This is a genomic window from Lactovum miscens, from assembly GCF_014202895.1.
Classification (GTDB): domain Bacteria; phylum Bacillota; class Bacilli; order Lactobacillales; family Streptococcaceae; genus Lactovum; species Lactovum miscens.
The window spans coordinates 1-21,671 of the sequence record NZ_JACHHV010000018.1 but is presented as its reverse complement, the minus strand read 5'-3'; the positions used below and the strand labels follow the sequence as shown (position 1 = coordinate 21,671).

20 protein-coding genes, 1 other RNA gene and 1 pseudogene are annotated in these 21,671 nt (G+C 34.6%); 15 read left to right on the top strand and 7 right to left on the bottom strand.

Annotated elements, in window-relative coordinates; translation table 11 throughout:
- Window positions 1-88: 88 nt before the first annotated feature.
- The gene (spxB, locus tag HNQ37_RS05580; protein ID WP_183540153.1) at window positions 89-1,882 is read right to left on the bottom strand and encodes a pyruvate oxidase; all 1,794 of its coding nucleotides are present in this window, start codon (window positions 1,880-1,882) and stop codon (window positions 89-91) included.
- Between the two features lie 490 nt (window positions 1,883-2,372).
- On the opposite strand from spxB, the gene HNQ37_RS05575 reads away from it, so the two are divergent.
- From HNQ37_RS05575 to HNQ37_RS05545, 7 genes are all read left to right on the top strand, one after another.
- Complete coding sequence (locus tag HNQ37_RS05575) at window positions 2,373-2,615, top strand: GlsB/YeaQ/YmgE family stress response membrane protein (protein ID WP_183540151.1); 243 nt, start codon at window positions 2,373-2,375, stop codon at window positions 2,613-2,615.
- Between the two features lie 20 nt (window positions 2,616-2,635).
- Complete coding sequence (locus tag HNQ37_RS05570) at window positions 2,636-2,854, top strand: CsbD family protein (RefSeq protein ID WP_183540149.1); 219 nt, start codon at window positions 2,636-2,638, stop codon at window positions 2,852-2,854.
- Between the two features lie 288 nt (window positions 2,855-3,142).
- Complete coding sequence (gene rpsA / locus HNQ37_RS05565; protein ID WP_183540147.1) at window positions 3,143-4,381, top strand: 30S ribosomal protein S1; 1,239 nt, start codon at window positions 3,143-3,145, stop codon at window positions 4,379-4,381.
- 165 nt (window positions 4,382-4,546) lie between these two features.
- Window positions 4,547-5,299: an MBL fold metallo-hydrolase gene (locus HNQ37_RS05560; protein WP_183540145.1), complete on the top strand. Its 753-nt coding sequence runs from the start codon at window positions 4,547-4,549 to the stop codon at window positions 5,297-5,299.
- Window positions 5,296-5,826, top strand: coding sequence for a nucleoside deaminase (locus HNQ37_RS05555; RefSeq protein WP_246415607.1), 531 nt, complete (start codon window positions 5,296-5,298; stop codon window positions 5,824-5,826). Before HNQ37_RS05560 ends, HNQ37_RS05555 begins: the two co-directional genes overlap by 4 nt.
- Before the next feature lie 13 nt (window positions 5,827-5,839).
- Window positions 5,840-5,937, top strand: an RNA gene (gene ffs, locus HNQ37_RS05550) — signal recognition particle sRNA small type.
- A 316-nt stretch (window positions 5,938-6,253) separates the two neighbouring features.
- Complete coding sequence (locus HNQ37_RS05545) at window positions 6,254-7,189, top strand: NADP-dependent oxidoreductase (protein ID WP_183540143.1); 936 nt, start codon at window positions 6,254-6,256, stop codon at window positions 7,187-7,189.
- A 509-nt stretch (window positions 7,190-7,698) separates the two neighbouring features.
- Here HNQ37_RS05545 and HNQ37_RS05540 read toward each other — a convergent pair.
- From HNQ37_RS05540 to HNQ37_RS05525, 3 genes and pseudogenes are all read right to left on the bottom strand, one after another.
- Complete coding sequence (locus HNQ37_RS05540) at window positions 7,699-8,334, bottom strand: NAD(P)H-binding protein (protein ID WP_183540141.1); 636 nt, start codon at window positions 8,332-8,334, stop codon at window positions 7,699-7,701.
- 64 nt (window positions 8,335-8,398) lie between these two features.
- A pseudogene (locus HNQ37_RS08700) lies at window positions 8,399-9,165 on the bottom strand (transposase).
- A gap of 379 nt (window positions 9,166-9,544) precedes the next feature.
- Window positions 9,545-10,153, bottom strand: coding sequence for a nitroreductase family protein (locus tag HNQ37_RS05525; RefSeq protein ID WP_183540135.1), 609 nt, complete (start codon window positions 10,151-10,153; stop codon window positions 9,545-9,547).
- Between the two features lie 659 nt (window positions 10,154-10,812).
- Between HNQ37_RS05525 and HNQ37_RS05520 the strand changes: the two genes are divergently transcribed.
- Window positions 10,813-11,259 (top strand): Hsp20/alpha crystallin family protein, encoded by a 447-nt coding sequence (locus tag HNQ37_RS05520; protein ID WP_183540134.1) that lies wholly within the window; start codon window positions 10,813-10,815, stop codon window positions 11,257-11,259.
- Between the two features lie 399 nt (window positions 11,260-11,658).
- Here HNQ37_RS05520 and HNQ37_RS05515 read toward each other — a convergent pair whose 3' ends face one another.
- Genes HNQ37_RS05515 through HNQ37_RS05505 form a run of 3 tightly spaced genes read right to left on the bottom strand, consistent with a single transcriptional unit; the run spans window position 11,659 to window position 13,990 of the window.
- A complete protein-coding gene (locus HNQ37_RS05515; RefSeq protein ID WP_183540131.1) occupies window positions 11,659-12,330 on the bottom strand; it encodes an ABC transporter ATP-binding protein in 672 nt (223 codons plus the stop codon).
- A gap of 2 nt (window positions 12,331-12,332) precedes the next feature.
- On the bottom strand, window positions 12,333-13,406 hold the full coding sequence (locus HNQ37_RS05510; protein WP_183540129.1) for an ABC transporter permease: 1,074 nt from the start codon (window positions 13,404-13,406) through the stop codon (window positions 12,333-12,335).
- 20 nt (window positions 13,407-13,426) lie between these two features.
- Window positions 13,427-13,990 (bottom strand): TetR/AcrR family transcriptional regulator, encoded by a 564-nt coding sequence (locus tag HNQ37_RS05505; protein WP_183540127.1) that lies wholly within the window; start codon window positions 13,988-13,990, stop codon window positions 13,427-13,429.
- Between the two features lie 769 nt (window positions 13,991-14,759).
- Here HNQ37_RS05505 and uvrC point away from each other — a divergent pair.
- The 7 genes from uvrC to HNQ37_RS05470 all read left to right on the top strand — a co-directional run bounded on the left by uvrC (window position 14,760) and on the right by HNQ37_RS05470 (window position 21,537).
- Entirely contained in the window at window positions 14,760-16,631 is a 1,872-nt protein-coding gene (gene uvrC, locus HNQ37_RS05500) for an excinuclease ABC subunit UvrC (protein WP_183540125.1), read from the top strand.
- A gap of 10 nt (window positions 16,632-16,641) precedes the next feature.
- Entirely contained in the window at window positions 16,642-17,700 is a 1,059-nt protein-coding gene (gene mutY, locus HNQ37_RS05495) for an A/G-specific adenine glycosylase (RefSeq protein ID WP_183540122.1), read from the top strand.
- Between the two features lie 60 nt (window positions 17,701-17,760).
- A complete protein-coding gene (gene acpS / locus HNQ37_RS05490) occupies window positions 17,761-18,117 on the top strand; it encodes a holo-ACP synthase (RefSeq protein ID WP_183540120.1) in 357 nt (118 codons plus the stop codon).
- Between the two features lie 43 nt (window positions 18,118-18,160).
- Entirely contained in the window at window positions 18,161-19,276 is a 1,116-nt protein-coding gene (gene alr, locus HNQ37_RS05485; RefSeq protein WP_183540118.1) for an alanine racemase, read from the top strand.
- 143 nt (window positions 19,277-19,419) lie between these two features.
- The gene (spx, locus tag HNQ37_RS05480) at window positions 19,420-19,845 is read left to right on the top strand and encodes a transcriptional regulator Spx (protein ID WP_183540116.1); all 426 of its coding nucleotides are present in this window, start codon (window positions 19,420-19,422) and stop codon (window positions 19,843-19,845) included.
- Between the two features lie 106 nt (window positions 19,846-19,951).
- The gene (locus HNQ37_RS05475; RefSeq protein ID WP_183540114.1) at window positions 19,952-20,614 is read left to right on the top strand and encodes an acetolactate decarboxylase; all 663 of its coding nucleotides are present in this window, start codon (window positions 19,952-19,954) and stop codon (window positions 20,612-20,614) included.
- A gap of 83 nt (window positions 20,615-20,697) precedes the next feature.
- Window positions 20,698-21,537: a bifunctional methylenetetrahydrofolate dehydrogenase/methenyltetrahydrofolate cyclohydrolase gene (locus HNQ37_RS05470; protein ID WP_183540112.1), complete on the top strand. Its 840-nt coding sequence runs from the start codon at window positions 20,698-20,700 to the stop codon at window positions 21,535-21,537.
- The last annotated feature ends 134 nt before the right edge of the window (window positions 21,538-21,671 follow it).

Genomic DNA, 21,671 nt, shown 5'->3' with positions numbered 1-21,671 from the left:
AATTATGGGACGTTAATAAACCATAAAGAAAATCAAAATTGTAATCATCAGGCTAAAATGAATTCATCATCTCATATAACCACCTTTTCTAAAATCCACCTATATTTTCTGACTTATCAGAACCTGTTAACCCTTCTTCAATTAGATATTTAGAGAAAGGTTCAAGAACCTCTGCATGGTATCGCTCCTTGTACTCTGAAATTTCCTCAGATGAGTACTGCAGTGGCTCTAATTTTAAAGCTTCAGCAGGCAATGGGCTTTCGTTCGAAATTTTTGCATCAATTAAAACAGGGTGACCTTTTGCAACTTCAGTTACAGCCTGTGAGAAAACCCCATCCAATTCTTCAACTTTTGTAATGGTATATCCCTTTACCCCGGTAGCTTCAGCGACTTTAGCAAAATCTATGCCTGAAAACTCAACACCTAAAAAACCATTATTAGTTGATTCTTGTTCATCTTTAATGAAGCCAAACTGCTCATTAGAGAATACCACATTTATAATTCCTAATTTTTCTTGAGCTTGGGTTGCTAAATCTTGCATAACCATAGAAAGAGCACCATCCCCTGAAAGCGACCAAACCTGACGGTCAGGAAAATCAAGCTTACCCGCAATAGCACCAGGAATTCCTATTCCCATTGTTGCAAACAATCCAGAAGTACGCCACATTTGGTTTTTGCCCAGACGTAGGTGACGGACAGAAGTCATTGTCACATCACCTACGTCAACTGAAAATATTGCTTTAGAAGAGGTTACCTTGTTTATTGCATGATAAACCTGATACATGGTTAAAGGAGAATGAGTGTCCTGTTCTAATTGATCCGTATAAATCTTCCAATTAGCAATATTTTTAACATTTGCACGGTACCAGGGAGTATCTTCCTTTTCAGGTATTTTTTCAATTAAGCTTTGGACAACATTTTTGGCGTCTGCCAAGATTGCTACCTCAGTTCGTTGTCGCTTCCCTAACTTTGCTGGATCTGTATCTACTTGAATAACATGCTTTACATGCTCAAACATATTGGTTACATCAATAAAGGGTTGGTTAGTTCCTAACATTAAAACGGTATCTGCATTGGCAATTGCCTCATTTGCAGGTTTGCGAGAGACACGAATTGCTGATCCCAAAAATGCTTTATAATCCTGATCAACCACATCGATTGCTAAAGCTGAAATCATAATAGGAGCTTTTAACTTTTTTGAAAGTTCAACAAGTTCCACTCCTGATCCACGCATTCCAATACCCGCAAAAATCAGTGGCCGTTCTGCTTCAAATAAGAGTTTTGCTGCTTTGTCAATTTTTTCAAAATCTGGATCTGATAATGTTGGGTGAATATAGGTTTGACTGGCGTCAAACCAGCTATCAGCTGGAATATCTTGCCATCCCAAATTTACTGGTAGCTGCACGACTGATACCCCGTGTTTGCTGTATGCTTGGCGTATTGCTTCATCAATAATGTGGGGAAGCGACTCACCAGTCATGACTACTCTATGGTAAACCGCAACATCTGCATAAATTGGATCCTCATTCATTTCTTGGAATGTGTCCATATTCATTCCAAATGTTCCAAATTGGCCAATTATTGCTAGTACTGGGACAGCATCTTCACGGGCATCATATAATCCATTAAGTAAATGTGTACCTCCAGGCCCTGCTGATCCAAATGCAACCCCGATATGCCCAGTAAACTTTGCGTGCATACTTGCAGCCATTGCCCCAACTTCTTCGTGTCTTACTTGAACATAGTGGATGTTTTCTTTTTCTTCATTCAAGGCATCCATAAGCGAGTTAATTGAGCCTCCGGGAATTCCATAAATATCTTTGACTCCCCAATTTTCTAAAACTTTTACTGCAGCAACACCTGCCTTGATTGTACTTGACATCGAAAATCCTCCTTGAAATTACAACGACACTTTGATTTACAAATGTAAACTATGATGTAATTGTAATCCATTTATATAGAAAGTTCAAGGATATTGCTTGATTTATTTGTTTGAATTTTTTAAATTCAAAAGAAAAAATAAGTAACAGCTAAAGTGTAACTAGGATCACGTATATTAGTTCCAAAAATAAAAGATATTTTGATTTTTAAAACAATTATTAAAAAAATAGTCTCGAAATTTAGCAAAGAATGACTAAAACTTAAAAAAATCTGCTTATATTTAGGAAGTTTTTTTAGAGTGAAATTTTTAAAACTGGAGTATTTTTGATAAAATATAAATGATAAGATTTGATAAGTTGTTTTTATAATTTTAAAATGTAAGGAGAGTAAAGATTTTACCTTTATTATTTAAAATAAGCATTATTGTTCACAATATTCACAAACTGTGTTATACTGAAACAGTACTATAATATACTCTAAGGAGGTACTTTATGATTTGGTCGGTAATCGTTGGGGCCATTATTGGATTAATTGCAGGGGCAATTACCAATAATGGAAAATCGATGGGATGGATTGCAAATATCTTAGCTGGTCTTGTTGGTTCATTCGTTGGTCAAACTTTGCTTGGAACATGGGGACCAAAACTAGCAGGTATGGCGTTAATTCCATCTATAGCTGGCGCTGTAATTGTGGTTGCTGTTGTTTCTTTCTTTTTAGGAAGAACGAATCATTAGAAATTAAGGAGGGTATTTATATGTCTGATAGCAAAATTGATTCCAAAGTAGAGCAGTTGAAAGGCTCAACTGAGGAAGTAATTGGTAAGGTTACAGGTGATCAAAAAGTCAAGACTGAAGGCTCAATAGATAAAGTAACCGGTAAGGTTAAGGAAATTGTTGATAACATTGAAGAAACCGTTGAAGGTATTACTTCAAAAGTTAAAGAATCAATGTCACGGAATAAAGAAGACGAATAAAAATTATGTGTCTTGTAATTAAGTCGTACTCTTAATATTAATCAAGTTTAGTTACCTTTATATGGGTAACTTTTTTATTTAACCAGATTTTAAGAGAAATTCGGCTTAAAAAAATATTTACAAAATAAATTCAAATTGAGAATCCGGACATTCAATAATCCAGTACGATAATAGACCTTCTATCTTGACAAAAGCAATAGATTGTGGGAAAATAAGTAAGTATGGTTTTTACCAACAAATCCCAAAAAATAAATAGCTTCCCGTGGGGAAGTAGGAGGAATTTCATTAATGAATGAATTTGAACAAATGCTAAATAGCGTCTCTGACGTTAAAGTGAAAGACATTGTGAAAGGAGAAATTCTTACAGTAGATAACGATCAAGCAACTGTTTCTATCGTTGGAACTGGTATTGAAGGTATCCTAACACTTCGTGAAATCACTAACGAAAAAGATGCTGATATCAACACATTTGTTAAGATTGGTGACGTTCTTGATTTGATGGTCATTAAACAAATCGTTGGTAAAGAATCAGAAGGTGCTAACGTATATCTCCTTTCTCTTAAGCGCCTTGCAGCTCGTAAAGCTTGGACTGATATTGAAGGTTCTGAAGGTGACGTTGTAACAGTTAAAGTTTTGAAAGCTGTTAAAGGTGGACTTTCTGTAGAATATAATGGTGCACGTGGATTTATTCCTGCATCAATGATTGATACTTACTTCGTTCGTGACACTAAGAAATTTGAAGGTCAAGAAATTGAAGCTAAAATCATTGAAATCAATGCTGCTGAACAACGTTTCATTTTGAATCGTCGTGTCGTAATTGAAGCTGAAAACCTTGAAGCCCGTAAAGAAGTATTTGCTGCCTTGAATGTTGGTGATATCCTTGAAGGTAAAGTTGCACGCACAACTCAATTTGGTGCTTTCATCGACCTTGGTGGTGTAGATGGACTTGTCCACATAACTGAGTTAACTCATGGTCGTATCCAAAAACCATCAGATGTTGTATCAGTTGGTGATGTTGTAAATGTAAAGATTTTGAGTCTTGATGCTGAATCTGGACGTATCTCATTATCATTGAAGGCTACACAGCCTGGACCATGGGATGGTATTGAAGCGAAGCTTGTTAAAGGTGATGTTGTAGACGGAACTGTTAAGCGTTTAACTGATTTTGGCGCTTTCGTTGAAATCTTCCCTGGAGTTGAAGGACTTGTTCACGTTTCACAAATCTCTTGGGAACGTGTTGAAAATCCAAAAGATGTGCTTAAAGCTGGTCAAGCTGTAAAAGTTAAAGTTCTTGATGTTAAGCCTGAAGAAGAGCGTATCTCATTATCAATTAAGGCTTTGGAAGAAGCTCCAGCACGTGCTAAACGTGATAATGATAATGAAAGTTCAGACCGTCAAGATCGTAAGCCACGTGGTGGACGTCGTGAAAATAAGCGCCCATCTGAAACTTTCACTTCTGAACCTGCTGAAACAATTACATTGGCTGACCAATTTGCAGACTTGAATTGGGAAGATTTGTTGAAGTAATTTAAATTTGATATTATAAAAAAAGCCCGAATGGGTTTTTTTTGTTAAAATTAATAGGTATCAAAGTAGCAACAATTTTATTCGTGAACCGAAAATGCTGTGATTGGCATAAATTATAAAAGCCATATAAAATAATTATGTAAAAAATTTTCAAGGGAGAAAAAGATGAAATTAATTGCCTTGGGTGTTTGGGGTGGCTATCCTACAGAAGATTCCGGTACAACATCTTATTTGTTACAATCTGAATCTGGCTTTAATATGTTGCTTGACTGTGGCAGCCGTGCTGTGACAGAATTGGAACATGAGTTGCAGCCGACGCAGTTAGACGCTGTTTTACTAAGTCACTATCATGAAGACCATATTGCAGATTTAGGTGTGCTTCGTCAATATCGACAGCTTTACCCTATTGGTAAAGACGGTTGGGATGGTATGATACTTCCAATTTATGGTCATGATGAAAATGATTATGAATTTTCAAAATTAAGTCTAGAAAATGTTTCTGAAGGTCATGCCTATGATGTGAGTACTGTAAATAGAATCAAACCTTTTGAAGTAACATTTTTGAAGACAGTACATCCTGTTGTGAATTATGCAATGCGTATAGTGGAACGTCGAACGGGTCAAGTATTGGTTTATACAGGGGATACAGGATATTTTGATGGACTCGCTGAATTTGCCAAAGACGCTGATTTATTTTTGGCTGATGTTTACTTCCAAAAAGATAAACATAATATGCTTAACCACTTGTCTAGTGATGAAGCTGGAAAAATTGCAAGAGAAGCTAAGGTGAAACGACTTGTACTCTCTCATTTATCACAAACAGCTGACTTAGATAAGTTAGTTGAGGAAGCTCAGGAAGTGGCTGGAGATGCTGTCATTGTAGAACTCGCAAAGCCACATTTGAAATGGCAACTATGAGTTTACCTTTGACAACCTTCACTGAGGATGAGAAAATTTATTTCATGCATCAGGCATTGACAGAAGCAGAGAAAGCCGTAAAAAATGAAGAAGTACCGATTGGTGCAGTAATCGTTCAAGTTGATAAACAAAAAATGCCTTCAGGTCTTTTTGAACGAGTACCTGATTCTCCACTAAAAATTATTGGTAGAAGCTTTAACCGACGTGAGCTTGACCAACACGCGACTCACCATGCTGAAATCAATGCAATTGATGAAGCCAATGAGAGCATTCAAAATTGGCGTCTGATTGACTGTGCTCTCTTTGTGACTGTTGAACCCTGTGTTATGTGCACTGGTGCTATCGGTCTAGCCCGTATTCCAGAAGTTTATTACGGAACTGCAAATCAAAAATTTGGGGCTGTTGAAAGCCTTTATAAGATTTTGGAAGATGAGCGTCTTAACCATCGTGTACAAGTTGAAAGAGGCATCTTACAAGAAGAATGTGCTGAAATTATGCAAGACTTTTTTAAAGCTAGGCGAAAATAAAGTTTTATGATATAATAAAAAACGGAGCAATGTGTGTCTTGTGAAGTTGGTCAGGTCCTGACGGAAGCAGCCATAAGCGTGAAACACATGTGCTCTTTTTTGTTCTCTATTTTTCGTGAATAATCCATAATAGGAATTTTTAAAAGGGTTTGGAGCCTTTTTCTTTTGTGTATTTTTACTAATCTTCATCAAAATTCACAATTTTTTTGTGGCAAGCATGGGCATTTTGATTGTTTATAATTTCTGCCACATGAATCTCATTATTTAATACGTGAGTATGTAACAAGGTAGCGATCTTTATGCAAACATTTTATACAAGTTTAAAAGACTTTTAATCTCATCAAGGCTCTTTTTGCTTTACTTGTTTTTTAAAATAGTATAATTAAAATATTAATGAATATTATTAATTATAGGAGTGAATCTATTAATGAAGGCAATTGCAATTGAAGAGTATGGTGATATAAATAACTTGAAAGAAATTGAGTTAGAAATTCCAGAATTAGCAGAGGATGAAGTACTTGTTGAAAACTATGCAACAAGTGTTAATCCTATTGATTGGAACGCACGATTAGGACATCTAAAAGGAATGTTTCCATGGAAATTCCCAATAGTTCTTGGATGGGATACAGCAGGAGTTATTACGCAAGTAGGTGCCAAGGTTACTAATTTCAAGGTTGGCGATAAGGTATTTGCTAGACCAGATATTTATATTGATGGGAAAAAGGGCACTTATGCGGAATATGTAGCTGTTAAGGAAGACAAATTGGCTCTCAAACCTGATGAAATCACATTTGAAGAGGCTGCCGCAGTGCCCTTAGCAGGATTAACTGCTCTGCAAGTTATTGTGGATCGCTTGCGGGTAAAAAAGGGTGATAAAGTTCTTATCCAAGGTGGAGCTGGAGGCGTAGGTTTGTTTGCTATTCAGATTGCCAAACATTTAGGGGCTTATGTTGCAACTACTGCGAGCAAAAAAAATCATGAATTTTTAAAAAGTTTGGGAGCAGATGAAGTCATAGATTATCATGAGGCAAAAATTGATGCTGTATTAAATAACTATGATGCTGTATTTGATACTGTCAATGCAATTGATGATGGGTTAGCAATCTTGAAAGAAAATGGACGACTTGTAACGATTGCTGGAAAGCCAAGTGAGGAGCAAAAAGCAAGCTCGAAAGAAGTTTCGGATTGGTGGCTGCAACCAAATGGCGAGCAATTAGAGAAACTGGGAGATTTGATTGTTGCAGATGAAGTAAAAGTAATTATAGATAGTGTATATCCATTGACTGCGGAAGGATTAAGAGAGGCACATAAAAAGAGTCAAGAGGGTCATGCTAGAGGAAAAATAGTGATTAAAGTGAAATAGTCTTTCATAATTGAACACAAAAAAGCATTTCATGGTTGTTAGTATTTAGGCCAGCAACCATGAAATGCTTTTTATTTTATTTATGTTTTTGGAGAATAGGTAATAATGCAGCAAGTAATGAGATAAAGAGTGAGACTAAAATAGAAAAAATAAGATTAGCTAGATTAATCTGGACTATGTTAAATTTAATTAAATCGTAGATAAAGTTGTTCAATAATATACTGAAGAGGTATGCTGTCGCGGCAATCCTAGAAATGCTGGGAAAAACCCGAGTAAGAGGGACTCTGCAGTAAACAATCTTCTAATATTTTTGCGCCATTTTCCTAGAGCATGTAAGATTCAAATTCCTTTTGTCCGTTCTGCAAATGGCATACACATTTTACCAATTAAGTTATTGCTAAAACACTCTTCAATATCTATGAATCAAGGATATTGAAGAGTGTTTTCTATTTATGAATAACATTAAAATACATTTAAGGGGATTATCGAACCAACTTAAGTGGGGCCAATTATACTTGTTTTAAAGCTTCATCAATAAGGGTTACGCCATCACTCATTTTAATTATTTTCTTGGTAGTGTTATTGAACTTGATAATGGCAGCCAATGTTTCAGCGACGTTTTGAATTGTATTTTTACTGCTACTATGTTCATTGAGATTAATTCTGTGAGATCCTTCTCCATCAATCAAAGCGGTAGCTTGCAAGATTGTATAGTCTAAATTACTTTGGTGCACAAGATAGTTATCAGCAAAGAATTTAGCAATATTATAATCCAAGAGGCTTTCTATACCCTGATTCTTCCATTGTTCTGGTTCCAAAGAAAAAGCAGAACTAAGCATAATAAACCGGTTAATATGATTTTTTTCTGCTGCCTGTATTATTTTAACGGCACCAAAAGCATCTGTTTGCAACAAATCTCTTCCACGTGATCCAGCGACAAAATAGATCACATCCACATCCTTGACAATCTTTGATAAAGCTTCTAGATCATCATGCAAATCCAACTTTAGCGGTGTAACATGATGATCCTTTAAAACTTTTTCAGGAGATCTAGCACCAGCCAAAATTTCATGACCTTCCAGAGCTAATTGTGCAATTAGCTTAGCAGCAACACGTCCAGTTGCGCCAACAATTAATATTTTCATTTAAACACCTCCTAGTATAGTTTATAAGCATTATTTTAGCATTTTTAATCAGTAGTAATTGCAATTATAAGTTAGCCAGTCTTAACATTTGGTTCGAACTTTTATAATTGAGCATTTTTCTTGGGCAAGAATTAATCCAACCTTTAATAAAGGTCACAAATTTCTTTGTCATTGCTCATGTCCCTTAGGCAAATAAACGTCGGATCATGGGATTTTGGTTCTCATTGCTTACACGCTCAAAGCTCGCATAATCCGAAGTGATGCGTTTGAACTGAACTTCCTGTTGAAGTGTTAAAAATTCTGTGTTGACGGACTGAGCAGACTTATCTGGAATCAATCGAATCAACTCTGGCCGTGTTTTTCTTTCTGTAAGCGTCAGGAGACAGCCCCCTTCCCCTTCATTTTCTTTAGAAGGACGGTATCAATCTCGTAATGTCCAAATTCTTTACCTTTTTATAGTCGGGATAAAGGAGATCATGGGCTTTTACATCCAGGCGGCCCGCTTCAATCCAATTATAGAGTGTTTGTAAACAGACACGATGGGAAGGCTTATGAGAAAGGACTTCAAGTGATAATTTCTCTCGGATGCCCTTTGAAATCAAAGTATTCAAGCCTTGTGAACTTTGAGGGACGTCCACAATGCTTTCGACCTGTGTCATAGGAAGCTTGCGCCACCTCTGCAGAATACTTGGTCTTTATTTTTGAATGCACTTTTACTTTACGAAGCTCATTATTGATTGTCGGGGGAGCTTTATTTAAGAGTTGAACGATCCGGCGGTTACTCAGCTTATCCCTATTGTGTCAACGTTCAATTTGATGGCACTTAATCAGTGTTAAATGTTAAGCTTTTATGTTAAATAATCTTGCGTCTAAATCCTTTCTACTTTGTTTTTCCAAATTCAAGTATAAAGGTTTCAGTTTTTTTCCCCAAGTAGCTAACTTAATTTTACAATTTTAAAAAAACAAATTTAGTATACAAAAGAAGTCTTGCGGTATTTTCTTCTGTAATAAATCTTGAAAGATAAAGAAATTACTGAATTTATTTTAAGCAAAGTAGAAAGCCAGTCATTTATAATTCTGGTATAACAATATCATTTCAAAGTACTCACAATAAAGAGATCTTTTTAAAATTCAAAGTATAATTTTATGAATAAATAAAAGATTTGACATTCAATTATTGTCAAATCTTTTTTGAATTAATATGAAATTTTCAGCGAACTTCAGCAATATCATCAAGGCTCAAACGAAAGCTAGCCTCACCAGTTTCATCAGATGAGCCAAATGGAATTATGAACTCTGGGCGGAAACGAGCATCAATATTTAAGATTTCGTTAATCTTTTGAGGTTTGAAGCCACGAACGACATTTCCCTTGTAGCCGGCATTATATATTGCATATAGTAGGTTCATTGTGATTAACCCAGAAGTCCAGCTCATGTATGTATTAAGATATTCTGGGCTAAAGCTATCAACATATGCAACATAGCGTTTGATGTATCGTTCCTTGTCAATCTCAGACAAACTATCACCGGCACGTTCAGCAATCAAGCGCGACAGTCCAGCATAATCAGGATCAGCGAAGAGCAGAAGAACTGCTCCAGCAGTTTGAATCTGTTTTTGATTTGAAGGGTTAATTTCAGGGATCAATGCGGCGCGTGCTTCGTTAGACTCGACGATGACAAAATGCCAACTTTGGATATTAATTCCACTTGGTGCCAGGCTTGCTGTAGAGATAATTTGTTTTATCTCTTCTGTAGAGATTCTTTTGCCATTAAACTTCTTAACAGCGTGACGCTCAGTGACTAATTTTTGAAAATCCATTTTTATTTCTTTCTTTTGACTATATTGTTTTATATCAATAGTTAGATTTTAACAAAATGAACAAAAATTAACTTTGATTTGCTATATATAACGTTTTCAGTTAACTTGACTTTTCGGAATTTTTATTAAATCTGAAAATAAATTTATGTTTTTAAGGATACTTTGTGATGAAATTAATAGCTCAAAGAGAAATAAAAATTTTAATAATAGTCGGTTTCTACAATTATTTGTTACTCTCATAAGTTTTTTTGTATCATCTTGTAGAGGGTAAGTCATTTTATGAATTAATATTTGAATTTCTTGATAAGTAATTCCCGTAGATTTCAGGAATGTGGCAAGAACCGTTCATTATAGTGCTTGTATTTTGTATTAAAGTTTAGGTTTTATTAATTTGCCGTTTTATTAATTTAAAGGTTTGAGAAATTTTAATATGTAAAAAAATATTAACTGAATACGTTTCGATTATCACGTATTTTTGTCATATACAGTGTTATTTTTGAATTAACTAAATTTTCAGGGATCAAAGAGTGGAAATTAGCACTCTTTAAAAAATAGTGCTAATTTTTAGAGTTAGACTCTTGATATTTTGTAAATTTTGAATATAATTATAGGTGAAAGGTAATAAAAAAAACAAAACCTTTCATAGAGGAGGTATAATAATGTCAAACGATTTGATGAATAGTCAAAACAACTGGATGGATTTCGGAAATGATTTCTTTAGTAATTTTGGACGAAATTTCTTCAAAAATGGTTTTGATTTTCCTAACTCTACCCGTCAGATGACGATGAAAACAGATGTTGTTGAGTCTGACACGGCTTATACAGTTAAGATTGACCTACCAGGTTTGAAGAAAGAAAATATCCTGATTGATTACAATGATGGCATCTTAAGTGTAAGTGGTAAGCAAGAAAGTGAAGATGAAGTTCGCAATGATTCAGGTGAAGTGATTCACAGTGAACGTTATTATGGAAGTTATAGTCGTCAATACAGCTTGCCAAATGTTGACCGTGAAGCTGTCACAGCCAAATATGATGGGGGTGTCTTAACACTTAATTTACCAAAATCAAAGGCGGACACCACAAACCATCGGATAGAAATTCAATAATAATTTGGAATCGTAGTCAGTTGGCTACGATTTTTTATTAAACTTTCAATTTATTTTATTACTTAAAAATCTTGAAATATAATTTTAACTATGATTGGTAAATTGTAAAATTAGTTTAGCCACTTGAACAAAGAAAAAGCGTCTGAATTTTTTACGCTTGAATTTGTAAGAAGACAAGTATAAAAGAAGTTCAGATGCCAGACTATTGTAATATAAAAGGTAACAAACAACGGCTAAAGCTGTTGTCAAAATTATATCCTTGATAAATCATAGTTTAAGAAGGTTAAATAATCAAATTCTGCTTTAATTATTAAAGACTAGGTTAATTGAAGCTGTCATTTACTAAAATATAGAAGCAAAATAAATTTATGTACAATATTTCTTTAAAATTGTTACACATTACAGTTTGGATAAAAATCCGTCTTCAATCTGATAAATATGATCGCTATTTTTAATCATTCTCTGATCATGGGTTACCATGATTGTTGCTTTGTTTTTTAGATGCGCTTCTTTTTTTAAAAGATCAACGACTTGATAGGCGTGTTCTGTATCCAAACTAGCTGTTGGTTCATCTGCAAGAAGTAGGCTAGGATTATTGTATAACGCACGAGCTATTGCAGCTCTTTGCCTTTCCCCACCTGAAAGATCTCTAGGGTATTTTTTTTTCAAATCGTATATATCAAGTGATTTAAGTAAATCAGTTCCCCTGTCATCATTATTGGTGTGATGGTTAATTTTATCAACCAAAATAAACTGTTCTTCAATTGTTAAATAAGGGATAAGATTTGAACTTTGCAAGACAAATCCAATTTCTTTGAATCTTAATTTTGAACGTTTTTTTTCAGGAATATTAGTAAAATTTATATTATTAATTAAAATTTTTCCAAATGTAGGCGATTGTAGTCCACCTGCAATAGTTAGAAATGTACTTTTTCCAGACCCAGAAGGTCCGATTATTGATACGAATTCTCCTTGTTTAACATCTAAACTTATTCCCTTTAAAGCTTTTATCTCAGTATGACCAGACCCAAAGTTTTTTGTAATGTTCTCCATCTTAAGTATAGTTTTCATTTTCATCCTCCAATTACTTTAGTTGGATCTATCTTTATGATTGTAAATATTGATGAAATAGAACCTATGACAGATACTACAATCAGTACAACACTATAAAACATCCAATTACTTGCGCTAATTTCAAAAGGCATTGCACTTGGTAAAATGAAGCTTGTTAAATAACTAACTGCAAATGAAGCAGCAACACCGATTAAACTTACAAAGAATGCTTGACCAAGAATAGATTGCATGATCACCCAGTTAGAAATTCCTTGAGCTTTCATAATTCCAAAAATTGGGATTTTTTGTAAAGTAATAACATACATAAAAACACCGATAATAAGCAACACAATCAAAAATAAGAAATAAATCATTGCACTTAATGTTATGTTTTGGGCAGAGTAACCTGGAATATCATTAATAAATTCAGAAATTGATATTATCTTAAGTTGATTATTATTTTGATTAAGAATAGTGACCTTACCAGATTTTATAACCACTGCGTTGACAGGTGCCGCCTTGCTTGCTTGTTTTATATTTTCAATTTTGTATAAAATGGGAAATGATGTATAAATAACAGGTGCTGCTGAGTAGGTGGAGGATTTAAAGAATCCTACAATTTTTAACTGAATATTACTATCTCCAACGCTTATCTTTTGACCAATTTTATATCCTTTGTCAATAAGTGATTTTGATACAATAATTTCTAAGTTATCCTTTTTATAAGTTTTTCCTTGAAGAAGCTGAGGTTTAATAACAGAATCCTCAGGAGTTGCAATAATACTGACATTGACGCGCTTATCTTTACTAGAGCGAATAGAAGTTGAGAACAGAGATAAACTAGAAGTTTCGCCACCTTTGATGTCATTTAAATCTTGACTTGAAATTTGTGAAGCAGATATGATATTATTTGAACTGCTAGAGAGTACAATTTTTTCTGCATTCCAGTCAACTACCGCCTGTTTAAATTGGTTTGATAATCCTAAGGATAATCCTGATAGTATAAATACAGCATAAGCAATTAAAAAAATGATTATGCTAATTAAAATATATCTAGATTTATTGTAAAAAATTTCTCTTATTGAAAGAAACATACTTTCTCCATTCTTTTATTTTACCCGTGTGATAGATAAGCGGTTAAGCCTTGCTTAAGCAATCCAATTTCACGGTTGTAAACGGTAATAAATTCTTCATCGCTCCACTTTTCAGAAAAAAGACGATGGACAATGTCATGTATAACAGCTTTTAATACTTGAATTAGTGGATTGTTAAGTTCAACAGAAGAAACAGTCTTAGTTCCTTTAGGTTTCCAATCTTTTTCTAATTCATAATTCCAGTCCAAAAAACGGTATCTGTAAAGATTATAGCTTGAGCTATGTAATAAGTTTTCAAGCAAGATATATTTATATTTTTCAAGGGACTCTTCAAGAGAATGTTTTTTTATGAGTTCAAAAAACAAGTCATGAATTTCGATAGTTTCTTTAGACAAAACATAGAAATAACAATCTTTTAAATCATCGAAGTACTGATAGAAGCTTCCTCTCGGTATGTTTAGTGCTTTCACAATATGCATAATCTTTGCTTCATGGTAAGAATGTGTTTCAAATTCTGAACGGCATGCAAGATAAACGCGTGTTTTTTTTTCGTCTGGTAAATAATAATAGGTTTCTTTAGGCATTTTTAACTCTTGTGTTGTAAATTTTTTAAAAATGACACGAAAATGACACTGTGTCACTTTTTGGTAATTTTAACAGAATGGTGGACACATGTCAATAATTTTGAGTTGGACGATAACTATATATTTGAAATTGGTCATCTCTTAGTTGTTTATCTTACTCTGATAGATAGGTTGCATTGATTTAACAACTGGTAATTTAGTTCCTTTAGAGATTAAGGAAAATCAAGAAAAAGATCAGTTTGTGATTTTGATTAATATTTGAAAATTTTGTATAAACATTAAGAAGTAGTTTTGATTGTTAAGGTTATGAATTTGCTCTTACAAGGCTTTACGATAAAATAATTTGGATTAAATAGGTGGTACCAAAATATAACTTAGTTTGATTGTTGATATAAAAATGAGAAAACATGCATTCTTAATTTCAATAAAAATTCTAAATCGTAGCAACGTTTTTAAGATAATGGATTCTATTTCAAACGTGCTATTCACTTCTAAAGAAAGTTGTATTTGGAATTTGAAAATACGGAGTTGTTTTTTGATTTTCCATCAATGAAATATTTTGCTGCTTGTTTATTAAAAGGGCTTGATTCTTGAAAGTACCTTTTGAATATCTGACAGTATATTACTAACGAACATTTATTCGGCAATTACAATTTTTAGATTGAATTTTACATAAATGATTGAAAATATTTTCAAATTACACATAATAAAAAAATATAATAATTACAAAAGGAAAAATGAACCCAAAAAAATGCTATAATTTATGGCAATGAACGATGTTATTAAAGCAAAGTTAGAACTTTTACCTGATTCACCAGGATGTTACATTCATAAGAATAAAAATGGTGAGATTATTTATGTTGGTAAAGCAAAAAACTTAAAAAGTCGTGTTCGTTCCTATTTCCATGGGTCACATGACACCAAAACGGAACTCTTGGTTTCTGAAATTGCAGATTTTGAATATATTGTTGTGGGATCGAATATTGAGTCTCTTTTACTTGAAATTAATTTGATTCAAGAAAATAAGCCAAAATATAATATCTTACTTAAAGATGACAAGTCTTATCCATTTATTAAAATCACAAATGAGAAATATCCACGTCTTGAAATCACACGACAAGTTAAAAAAGACGGTGCTCATTATTTTGGCCCTTATCCAGATGTTGGGGCTGCTAATGAAATAAAACACTTGCTCGATCGAATTTTTCCATTTCGCAAGTGCAGCTTGAATGAAAAAAAGGTTTGTTTCTACTATCATATTCATCAGTGCCTTTGCCCAGTTGTCAATCATGTTGATCCGCAAGTATATCTTGAGATGACACAGCAAGTGACGAAATTCTTATCATCTGATGATAATGAGATTATCGATGAAATGCATATTAAAATGCAAGAAGCGGCATCTCAATTAGAATTTGAACAAGCAGCCGAATATCGTGACATTATTAAATCTATTGGTATCTTAAGGACGAAGCAAAGAGTGCGTAATCTAGATAATCGAGACCGTGATATATTTGGCTATTATTGTTCAAATGGTTGGATGTGCGTCCAAGTCTTTTTTATTCGTCAGGGCAAACTAATAAAGCGTGATGTTAATCTCTTTCCTTATTACAATGATGTTGAAGATGATTTTTTAACTTATGTTGGTCAGTTTTATTCTGAACTTAATCATATAAAGCCAAAGGAAATCTATATTCCAAATGACATTGATGTTGAGTCTGTTGAGGCAATTGTAGGAGAGGGGATTAAAGTTATCCAACCACAAAGAGGTGAGAAGAAGCAACTTGTTGCGATGGCAACGAAGAATGCTCAAACTCAACTTCAATTGAAGTTTTCATTGGCTGAGCGAGATATCATTAAAACTACGGGTGCTATAGAAAATCTTGGAGACATTCTTGGAATTCCAACTCCACATCGAATTGAAAGCTTTGATAATTCGAATATCATGGGAACTTCACCTGTCTCAGCCATGGTGGTCTTTATTGATGGTAAGCCATCAAAGAAAGATTATCGGAAGTATAAAATAAAAAATGTTGTTGGTGCGGATGATTATGCTTCTATGCGAGAAGTTTTGAGTCGTCGTTATTCAAGAGCGCTTAATGAAGGTGGAATTTTACCTGACCTGATTGCCATGGATGGTGGTGCGGGGCAAGTGAATATTGCCAAGCAAGTTCTTAATGAACTTGGACTTGATATTCCCGTAGCTGGAATGCAGAAGAATGATAAACACCAGACCAGTGAACTACTCTTTGGGGATCCGTTAGAAGTTGTAGAATTGTCACGTCAGTCTCAGGAGTTTTTCCTTCTAACGCGTATTCAAGATGAAGTACACCGGTTTGCCATTACCTTCCATCGACAAGTGAGAGGAAAGAATACTTTCTCTTCAAAATTGGACAGTATTGAGGGCCTTGGCCCAAAACGTAAGCAGAAGATTTTGACTAAATTTAAGAATCTCAAAGCAATTGAAGAATCAACTGTTCAGCAAATAGCCGAAGCGGGAATACCCTACGAAGTTGCAGAACGGGTGAAAGTTAAACTTTCAGGGCTTACGAATAGTTCAGAGAGTCAAATTGAAGAAGAATCAAATGTAAAGTGGGAAGCTTTAAAAGAAAGTGAACCAGTTGGTCTTCAAAAGTCCAATTAGAAATACTTGAATGAAACAAACAAAAATTGAGAATTTTAATAAAGACTTACTGAATTGGTACGATCTAAATAAAAAGCTACTTCCCTGGCGTATGACGCTTGAGCCCTATAAGATCTGGATCTCGGAAATCATGAGCCAACAGACCCAGGTTGAGACAGTTATTCCATATTATAAACGTTTTATAGATAAATACCCAACTCTGAGAGATTTAGCAGAGGCTGATGATGCAGAACTTTTGAAACTTTGGGAGGGGCTCGGGTATTATTCACGTGTTAGAAATTTAAAATCTGGTGCTCAGCAAGTAATGAATGAATTTGGGGGCAAATTTCCTACCCAGATAAATGAAATACGTTCTATCAAAGGAATTGGTCCTTATTCGGCTGCATCAATCAGCTCCATTTCTTTCAATGCTCCCGAGCCAGCGATAGATGGCAATCTCTTTCGAGTGACCTCTCGTCTTTTTGAAATTTCTGATGATATTTCAAAATCATCGTCAAGGAAAATTTTTGATGAAAAATTAAGAGTAATCATTTCGCAGGACCGTCCTGGAGATTTTAATCAAGCTCTTATGGATGTGGGAGCTACCATTTGTCATCCAAAATCACCGAAGTGTGATGTGTGTCCTCTAAAAGATTATTGCCAGTCATTTCAAACAGGAAATCAAGAAAATTTTCCAGTAAAATCTAAGAAAATAAAGCAAAAACAGCTTTATTATCAGGCATTTGCCATCAAGCTAGGCGATAAATATTTAATGGTTAAACGTCCATCAGCAGGACTTCTTGCAGATATGTGGACTTTTCCTCTTGTAGAAGTTGAAGAAAATGCAGAGGTGACACTTCCTTCAGAATTAAGGAATCAAATCGTAAAATTTGAAGAAATTGGAGAAATCAGTCATATCTTTTCCCATCTCAAATGGCATGTTCGTCTCATTGTCTGCCAGTTGGAAGATGTGATCACAAAAGACGGTTTGATGATTCATAATCAAGCTTGGTTGTCAGAAAAAGATCTTAAGACACGTGCTTTGGCTGGTCCACAAATTAAACTTTTTAAATTATTAAAAAATAATTAAAAACCTGCATTAGCAGATTTTTGTTATACTAATTTAAAAAGATATGGAAAGAGTAAGAGAATGATAGTAGGAATTGGTGTTGATAATATTGAATTGACAAGAATTGAAAAAGCTCTTACCCATCCCAGATTTATAGAAAAAGTTTTGAGACCAAACGAAAAAGCTAAATATGAGAGTTTTGATACCGAGGTGCGAAAGATCGAATTTTTAGCTGGTCGCTGGGCCGCAAAAGAGGCTTTTTCAAAAGCCATCGGATTAGGTATTGGGTCAGATTTGCACTTTTTAGATTTGGAAATCATAAACAATGAGTTGGGAAATCCAAGCTTTCTGAATCCTCCATTTGTTGGAAATGTGCAACTTTCGATTTCTCACAGTCGCTTAGAAGCCACGGCAATTGTTATCTTGGAAAAAGTTTGAGAGATGTTTGAAAATATTATGGAAATAAAGGAGATTTTAGAAAATGAAACCAAGTCCACATCGTCACACACCTGCTACCATTGATTTGTCAGCAATTCGTTATAATTTGATTACTGTGCGTGACCATTTAGCAGCACATGGAAAGTTTCCAGAGTTTTGGCCAGCCGTTAAGGCAAACGCATATGGTCATGGTGTGGTGAAAGTTGCTAAAGCTATAGAAGATTTAGTTGGTGGCTATTGTGTGTCAAATCTTGATGAAGCTATTGAACTTCGTGAGGCTGGAATTGGCAAGGAAATTTTAATTTTATCCGGAATTGTGCCAGACAATGTTGATTATGCTTTGAAACTCAATATAACCCTGACTGCTCCAAGTTTAGAATGGTTGAAGCTAATCGTTTCTACGGGTAGAGAGGTTGCAGGCCTTAAACTTCATCTGAAATTTGACTCAGGTATGGGCAGACTTGGGGCTCGAACAGTTGAAGAAACTAATGCCATGATTGATCTTATGGATGAGTGTGGTATGGAATTCAACGGCATTTTTACTCATTTTGCTACTGCTGATGAAGTTTCACAAGAGATTTTTGACAGACAAGTAAGTCGTTTTAATAATGTCCTTTCAAAAATTATCCGTCGTCCTAAATATGTACACTCAACTAATTCAGCTGCTGCTCTCTGGCACGATAACCAAGTTCAAGATATCGAACGCCTAGGTGCAGGCCTTTACGGCTTTGATCCAAGTAATGGTTCTCTCAAACTTCCATACGAGTTAAAACCAGCCTTTAGCTTAAAGTCTGAAATTTATCACTGCAAAGAAGTTGAAGCGGGAGAGACAATTGGTTATGGTGCCACCTTTGTGGCAGATGGGCCAACTTTTATTGGTACGGTCCCTATTGGCTATGCAGATGGTTGGACACGAGATATGCAAGGTTTTAGTGTCCTTGTTGATGGTAAGTTCTGCGAAATTGTAGGTCGTGTGGCAATGGATCAGATGATGATCAAACTTGATAAAATTTATCCAATTGGTACACCTGTAACCCTTATTGGTCAAGATGGTGATAATGTAATTACTGTCGACAATATTGCAAAATGGCGCCAAACCATTAACTATGAAATTCTCTGCCTATTGTCTGATCGAATTTATCGCAAATATCTTGATTAGATTAATTAGCATCTGATTTAAAAAATAGACTATTCTCATTTAAGGGGGCTTTCAGCAATGTCTTGTAAAATGAAGTTAAGGTATAAGTGCTTATACAAAATCTGGTAAACTTTTTGCATAGCTTACCAAAAGGAGAGAGGCCAATGATTATAGTCTATTCGATGCCATCCTGTTCTTCTTGTAAAAAAGCTGAGGAATGGCTTCGCGCTCACGAGCTTAAGTTTAAAGAAGTGAATCTTTTGACTGATGGCATCACCAAAGAAGATATACTCAAGATTTTATCATTAACTGATGAAGGAGCTGAAGATATTATTTCAAAACGCAGTAAGGCTTATTCTCAACTAGAGGTTAACTTCAATAATGTTTCGATGAATGACTTGATTAATATTATTGAGGATAATAGAACTATCCTCAGACGGCCACTCATTCTGGATAATTATAAACTACAGATTGGATTTAATGAGGATGAAATTAGAAAATTCATACCACGCTCCTATCGTAAAGCCAAGCTTGATCAGGACATTAATCAAATTTCGAAGAGTTTAAATTTTGAAGAGCCAACAAACTAAACATAGAACCAGCATGAAAGCTGGTTTTTCTACATTTAAAAAATAATGTTCAAAAGATTTGAGCTCCTTTTTTATCCCGTTTCTGTTTGAATGTTATTATTAATAAATGGAAAAAAATTCAATTTTTCAACATAATACATATCAAACTCTCGCATCCGGTTTCTATAAAGGAACGACGTCATGGAAGGATGTGATGAATTATGGAAATGATGGCCTTGCCACACTTGATGGTGCATCTGGTGAAGTCACAATCATTGATGGGGTTGCGTATCTGTGTGATGCTAAAGGACAAATTAGAGAAGTGAAAGAGTATGAGACAATGCCTTATGTTGCTCTAGTTGAGCTTCACGAGACTGAATCAGTGCTTCTAGAAAACATGAGTTCAAAAGTTTTCTATGCAAAACTTTTGAAAATTTTTAAAAAAAACTCACTATATGCGGTAAAAGTTAGAGGGTCTTTTAAGCATATGGAAGTTGCAAATAAACTTGAAAATAATGAAGGACCATATGATCAAGTTTTAGCTCGTCAAGTTCATTATTCACAAGATAATGTTTCAGGGATTTTGCTTGGTATTGCGAGTCCAGAACATTTAATTAATTTTTACGGACCTACTTATCATCTTCATTTTATGAGCGATGATTTAAAATTTGGAGGACATGTTGATCATTTTGAAGTTGAATCAGTTATAGTTGATTATGCTCAAATTGATGAAATTCATCAGGATTATGCAGGCTGGGACCCAGATTTCCAAAAAATTAATTTAATTTGATTAAATTGAACATTAACTTTTATCTTATGTAGATCTTCAACAATTATGAAGGTCTATTTTTATTATTCTGTTATAATAATTGTATGACAGTTATCGATGGAAAAGCCCTAGCAGAAAGGGTCCAGTCTGAATTAAAGACTGTGGTCGCATCTATGCCAATTCAACCGGGATTGGTTGCTATTTTAGTGGGGGACGATCCTGCTAGCAAAATTTATGTCTCAGGTAAGGAAAAGGACGCAGCCAAGATAGGCATTAAATCTGAAATAGTTCGTCTTCCTGAAACAATTACTGAAGTAGAATTACTTGAGACGGTTGAAAAATACAATCAAGATTCAAATTGGCATGGCATTATTGTTCAGCTTCCTTTACCTAAACATATTAATGAAGAACGAGTTTTGATGAAAATTTCTCCTGAGAAAGATGTTGATGGGTTTCATCCAACAAACATGGGCTTACTCTGGTCTGGTCATCCCTTGATGCTTCCATCAACACCAGCTGGTATTATGGAAATGCTTAAAGCCTACAATGTTGAAATTGAAGGTAAGAACGCTCTAGTCATAGGCCGAAGTAATATCGTTGGTAAACCAATCGCTCAGCTATTACTAATGGCTAATGCAACCGTGACTATTGCTCACTCTCGCACTAAAAATTTGTTAGAATTAGTAAAAAATGCAGATATTTTGGTGGTAGCAATTGGTCAAGATCGTTTTATAAAGTCTGGCGATGTAAAACCAGGTGCTGTTGTAATTGATGTAGGCATGAACCGTGATGCTGCGGGCAAGTTACATGGTGATGTTGACTTTAACTCAGTCAAAGATGTAGCTAGTTTAATCACGCCCGTTCCAGGTGGCGTTGGTTTAATGACTCGAACTATGTTAATGAAGCAGACCGTTGAAGCTGCAAAAAGAGCATTAAATGTATAAAAAAATTAATTATTTAATTTTTTCTTTGATTTTTTTTATATGGCAAATTGCAAATTTAATTTAGCCACCCCGATACATCTGAAATGGTGTCTGATACTTGAACATTTTTCTTGGATAACAATTCATCCAAGTCT

Excerpts from the sequence above, each read along its gene's own strand:
- spxB (WP_183540153.1), bottom strand. The coding sequence starts at position 1,882 with ATGTCAAGTACAATCAAGGCAGGTGTTGCTGCAGTAAAAGTTTTAGAA.
- HNQ37_RS05575 (WP_183540151.1), top strand. The coding sequence starts at position 2,373 with ATGATTTGGTCGGTAATCGTTGGGGCCATTATTGGATTAATTGCAGGG.
- HNQ37_RS05570 (WP_183540149.1), top strand. The coding sequence starts at position 2,636 with ATGTCTGATAGCAAAATTGATTCCAAAGTAGAGCAGTTGAAAGGCTCA.
- rpsA (WP_183540147.1), top strand. The coding sequence starts at position 3,143 with ATGAATGAATTTGAACAAATGCTAAATAGCGTCTCTGACGTTAAAGTG.
- HNQ37_RS05560 (WP_183540145.1), top strand. The coding sequence starts at position 4,547 with ATGAAATTAATTGCCTTGGGTGTTTGGGGTGGCTATCCTACAGAAGAT.
- HNQ37_RS05555 (WP_246415607.1), top strand. The coding sequence starts at position 5,296 with ATGAGTTTACCTTTGACAACCTTCACTGAGGATGAGAAAATTTATTTC.
- HNQ37_RS05545 (WP_183540143.1), top strand. The coding sequence starts at position 6,254 with ATGAAGGCAATTGCAATTGAAGAGTATGGTGATATAAATAACTTGAAA.
- HNQ37_RS05540 (WP_183540141.1), bottom strand. The coding sequence starts at position 8,334 with ATGAAAATATTAATTGTTGGCGCAACTGGACGTGTTGCTGCTAAGCTA.
- HNQ37_RS05525 (WP_183540135.1), bottom strand. The coding sequence starts at position 10,153 with ATGGATTTTCAAAAATTAGTCACTGAGCGTCACGCTGTTAAGAAGTTT.
- HNQ37_RS05520 (WP_183540134.1), top strand. The coding sequence starts at position 10,813 with ATGTCAAACGATTTGATGAATAGTCAAAACAACTGGATGGATTTCGGA.
- HNQ37_RS05515 (WP_183540131.1), bottom strand. The coding sequence starts at position 12,330 with ATGAAAACTATACTTAAGATGGAGAACATTACAAAAAACTTTGGGTCT.
- HNQ37_RS05510 (WP_183540129.1), bottom strand. The coding sequence starts at position 13,406 with ATGTTTCTTTCAATAAGAGAAATTTTTTACAATAAATCTAGATATATT.
- HNQ37_RS05505 (WP_183540127.1), bottom strand. The coding sequence starts at position 13,990 with ATGCCTAAAGAAACCTATTATTATTTACCAGACGAAAAAAAAACACGC.
- uvrC (WP_183540125.1), top strand. The coding sequence starts at position 14,760 with ATGAACGATGTTATTAAAGCAAAGTTAGAACTTTTACCTGATTCACCA.
- mutY (WP_183540122.1), top strand. The coding sequence starts at position 16,642 with ATGAAACAAACAAAAATTGAGAATTTTAATAAAGACTTACTGAATTGG.
- acpS (WP_183540120.1), top strand. The coding sequence starts at position 17,761 with ATGATAGTAGGAATTGGTGTTGATAATATTGAATTGACAAGAATTGAA.
- alr (WP_183540118.1), top strand. The coding sequence starts at position 18,161 with ATGAAACCAAGTCCACATCGTCACACACCTGCTACCATTGATTTGTCA.
- spx (WP_183540116.1), top strand. The coding sequence starts at position 19,420 with ATGATTATAGTCTATTCGATGCCATCCTGTTCTTCTTGTAAAAAAGCT.
- HNQ37_RS05475 (WP_183540114.1), top strand. The coding sequence starts at position 19,952 with ATGGAAAAAAATTCAATTTTTCAACATAATACATATCAAACTCTCGCA.
- HNQ37_RS05470 (WP_183540112.1), top strand. The coding sequence starts at position 20,698 with ATGACAGTTATCGATGGAAAAGCCCTAGCAGAAAGGGTCCAGTCTGAA.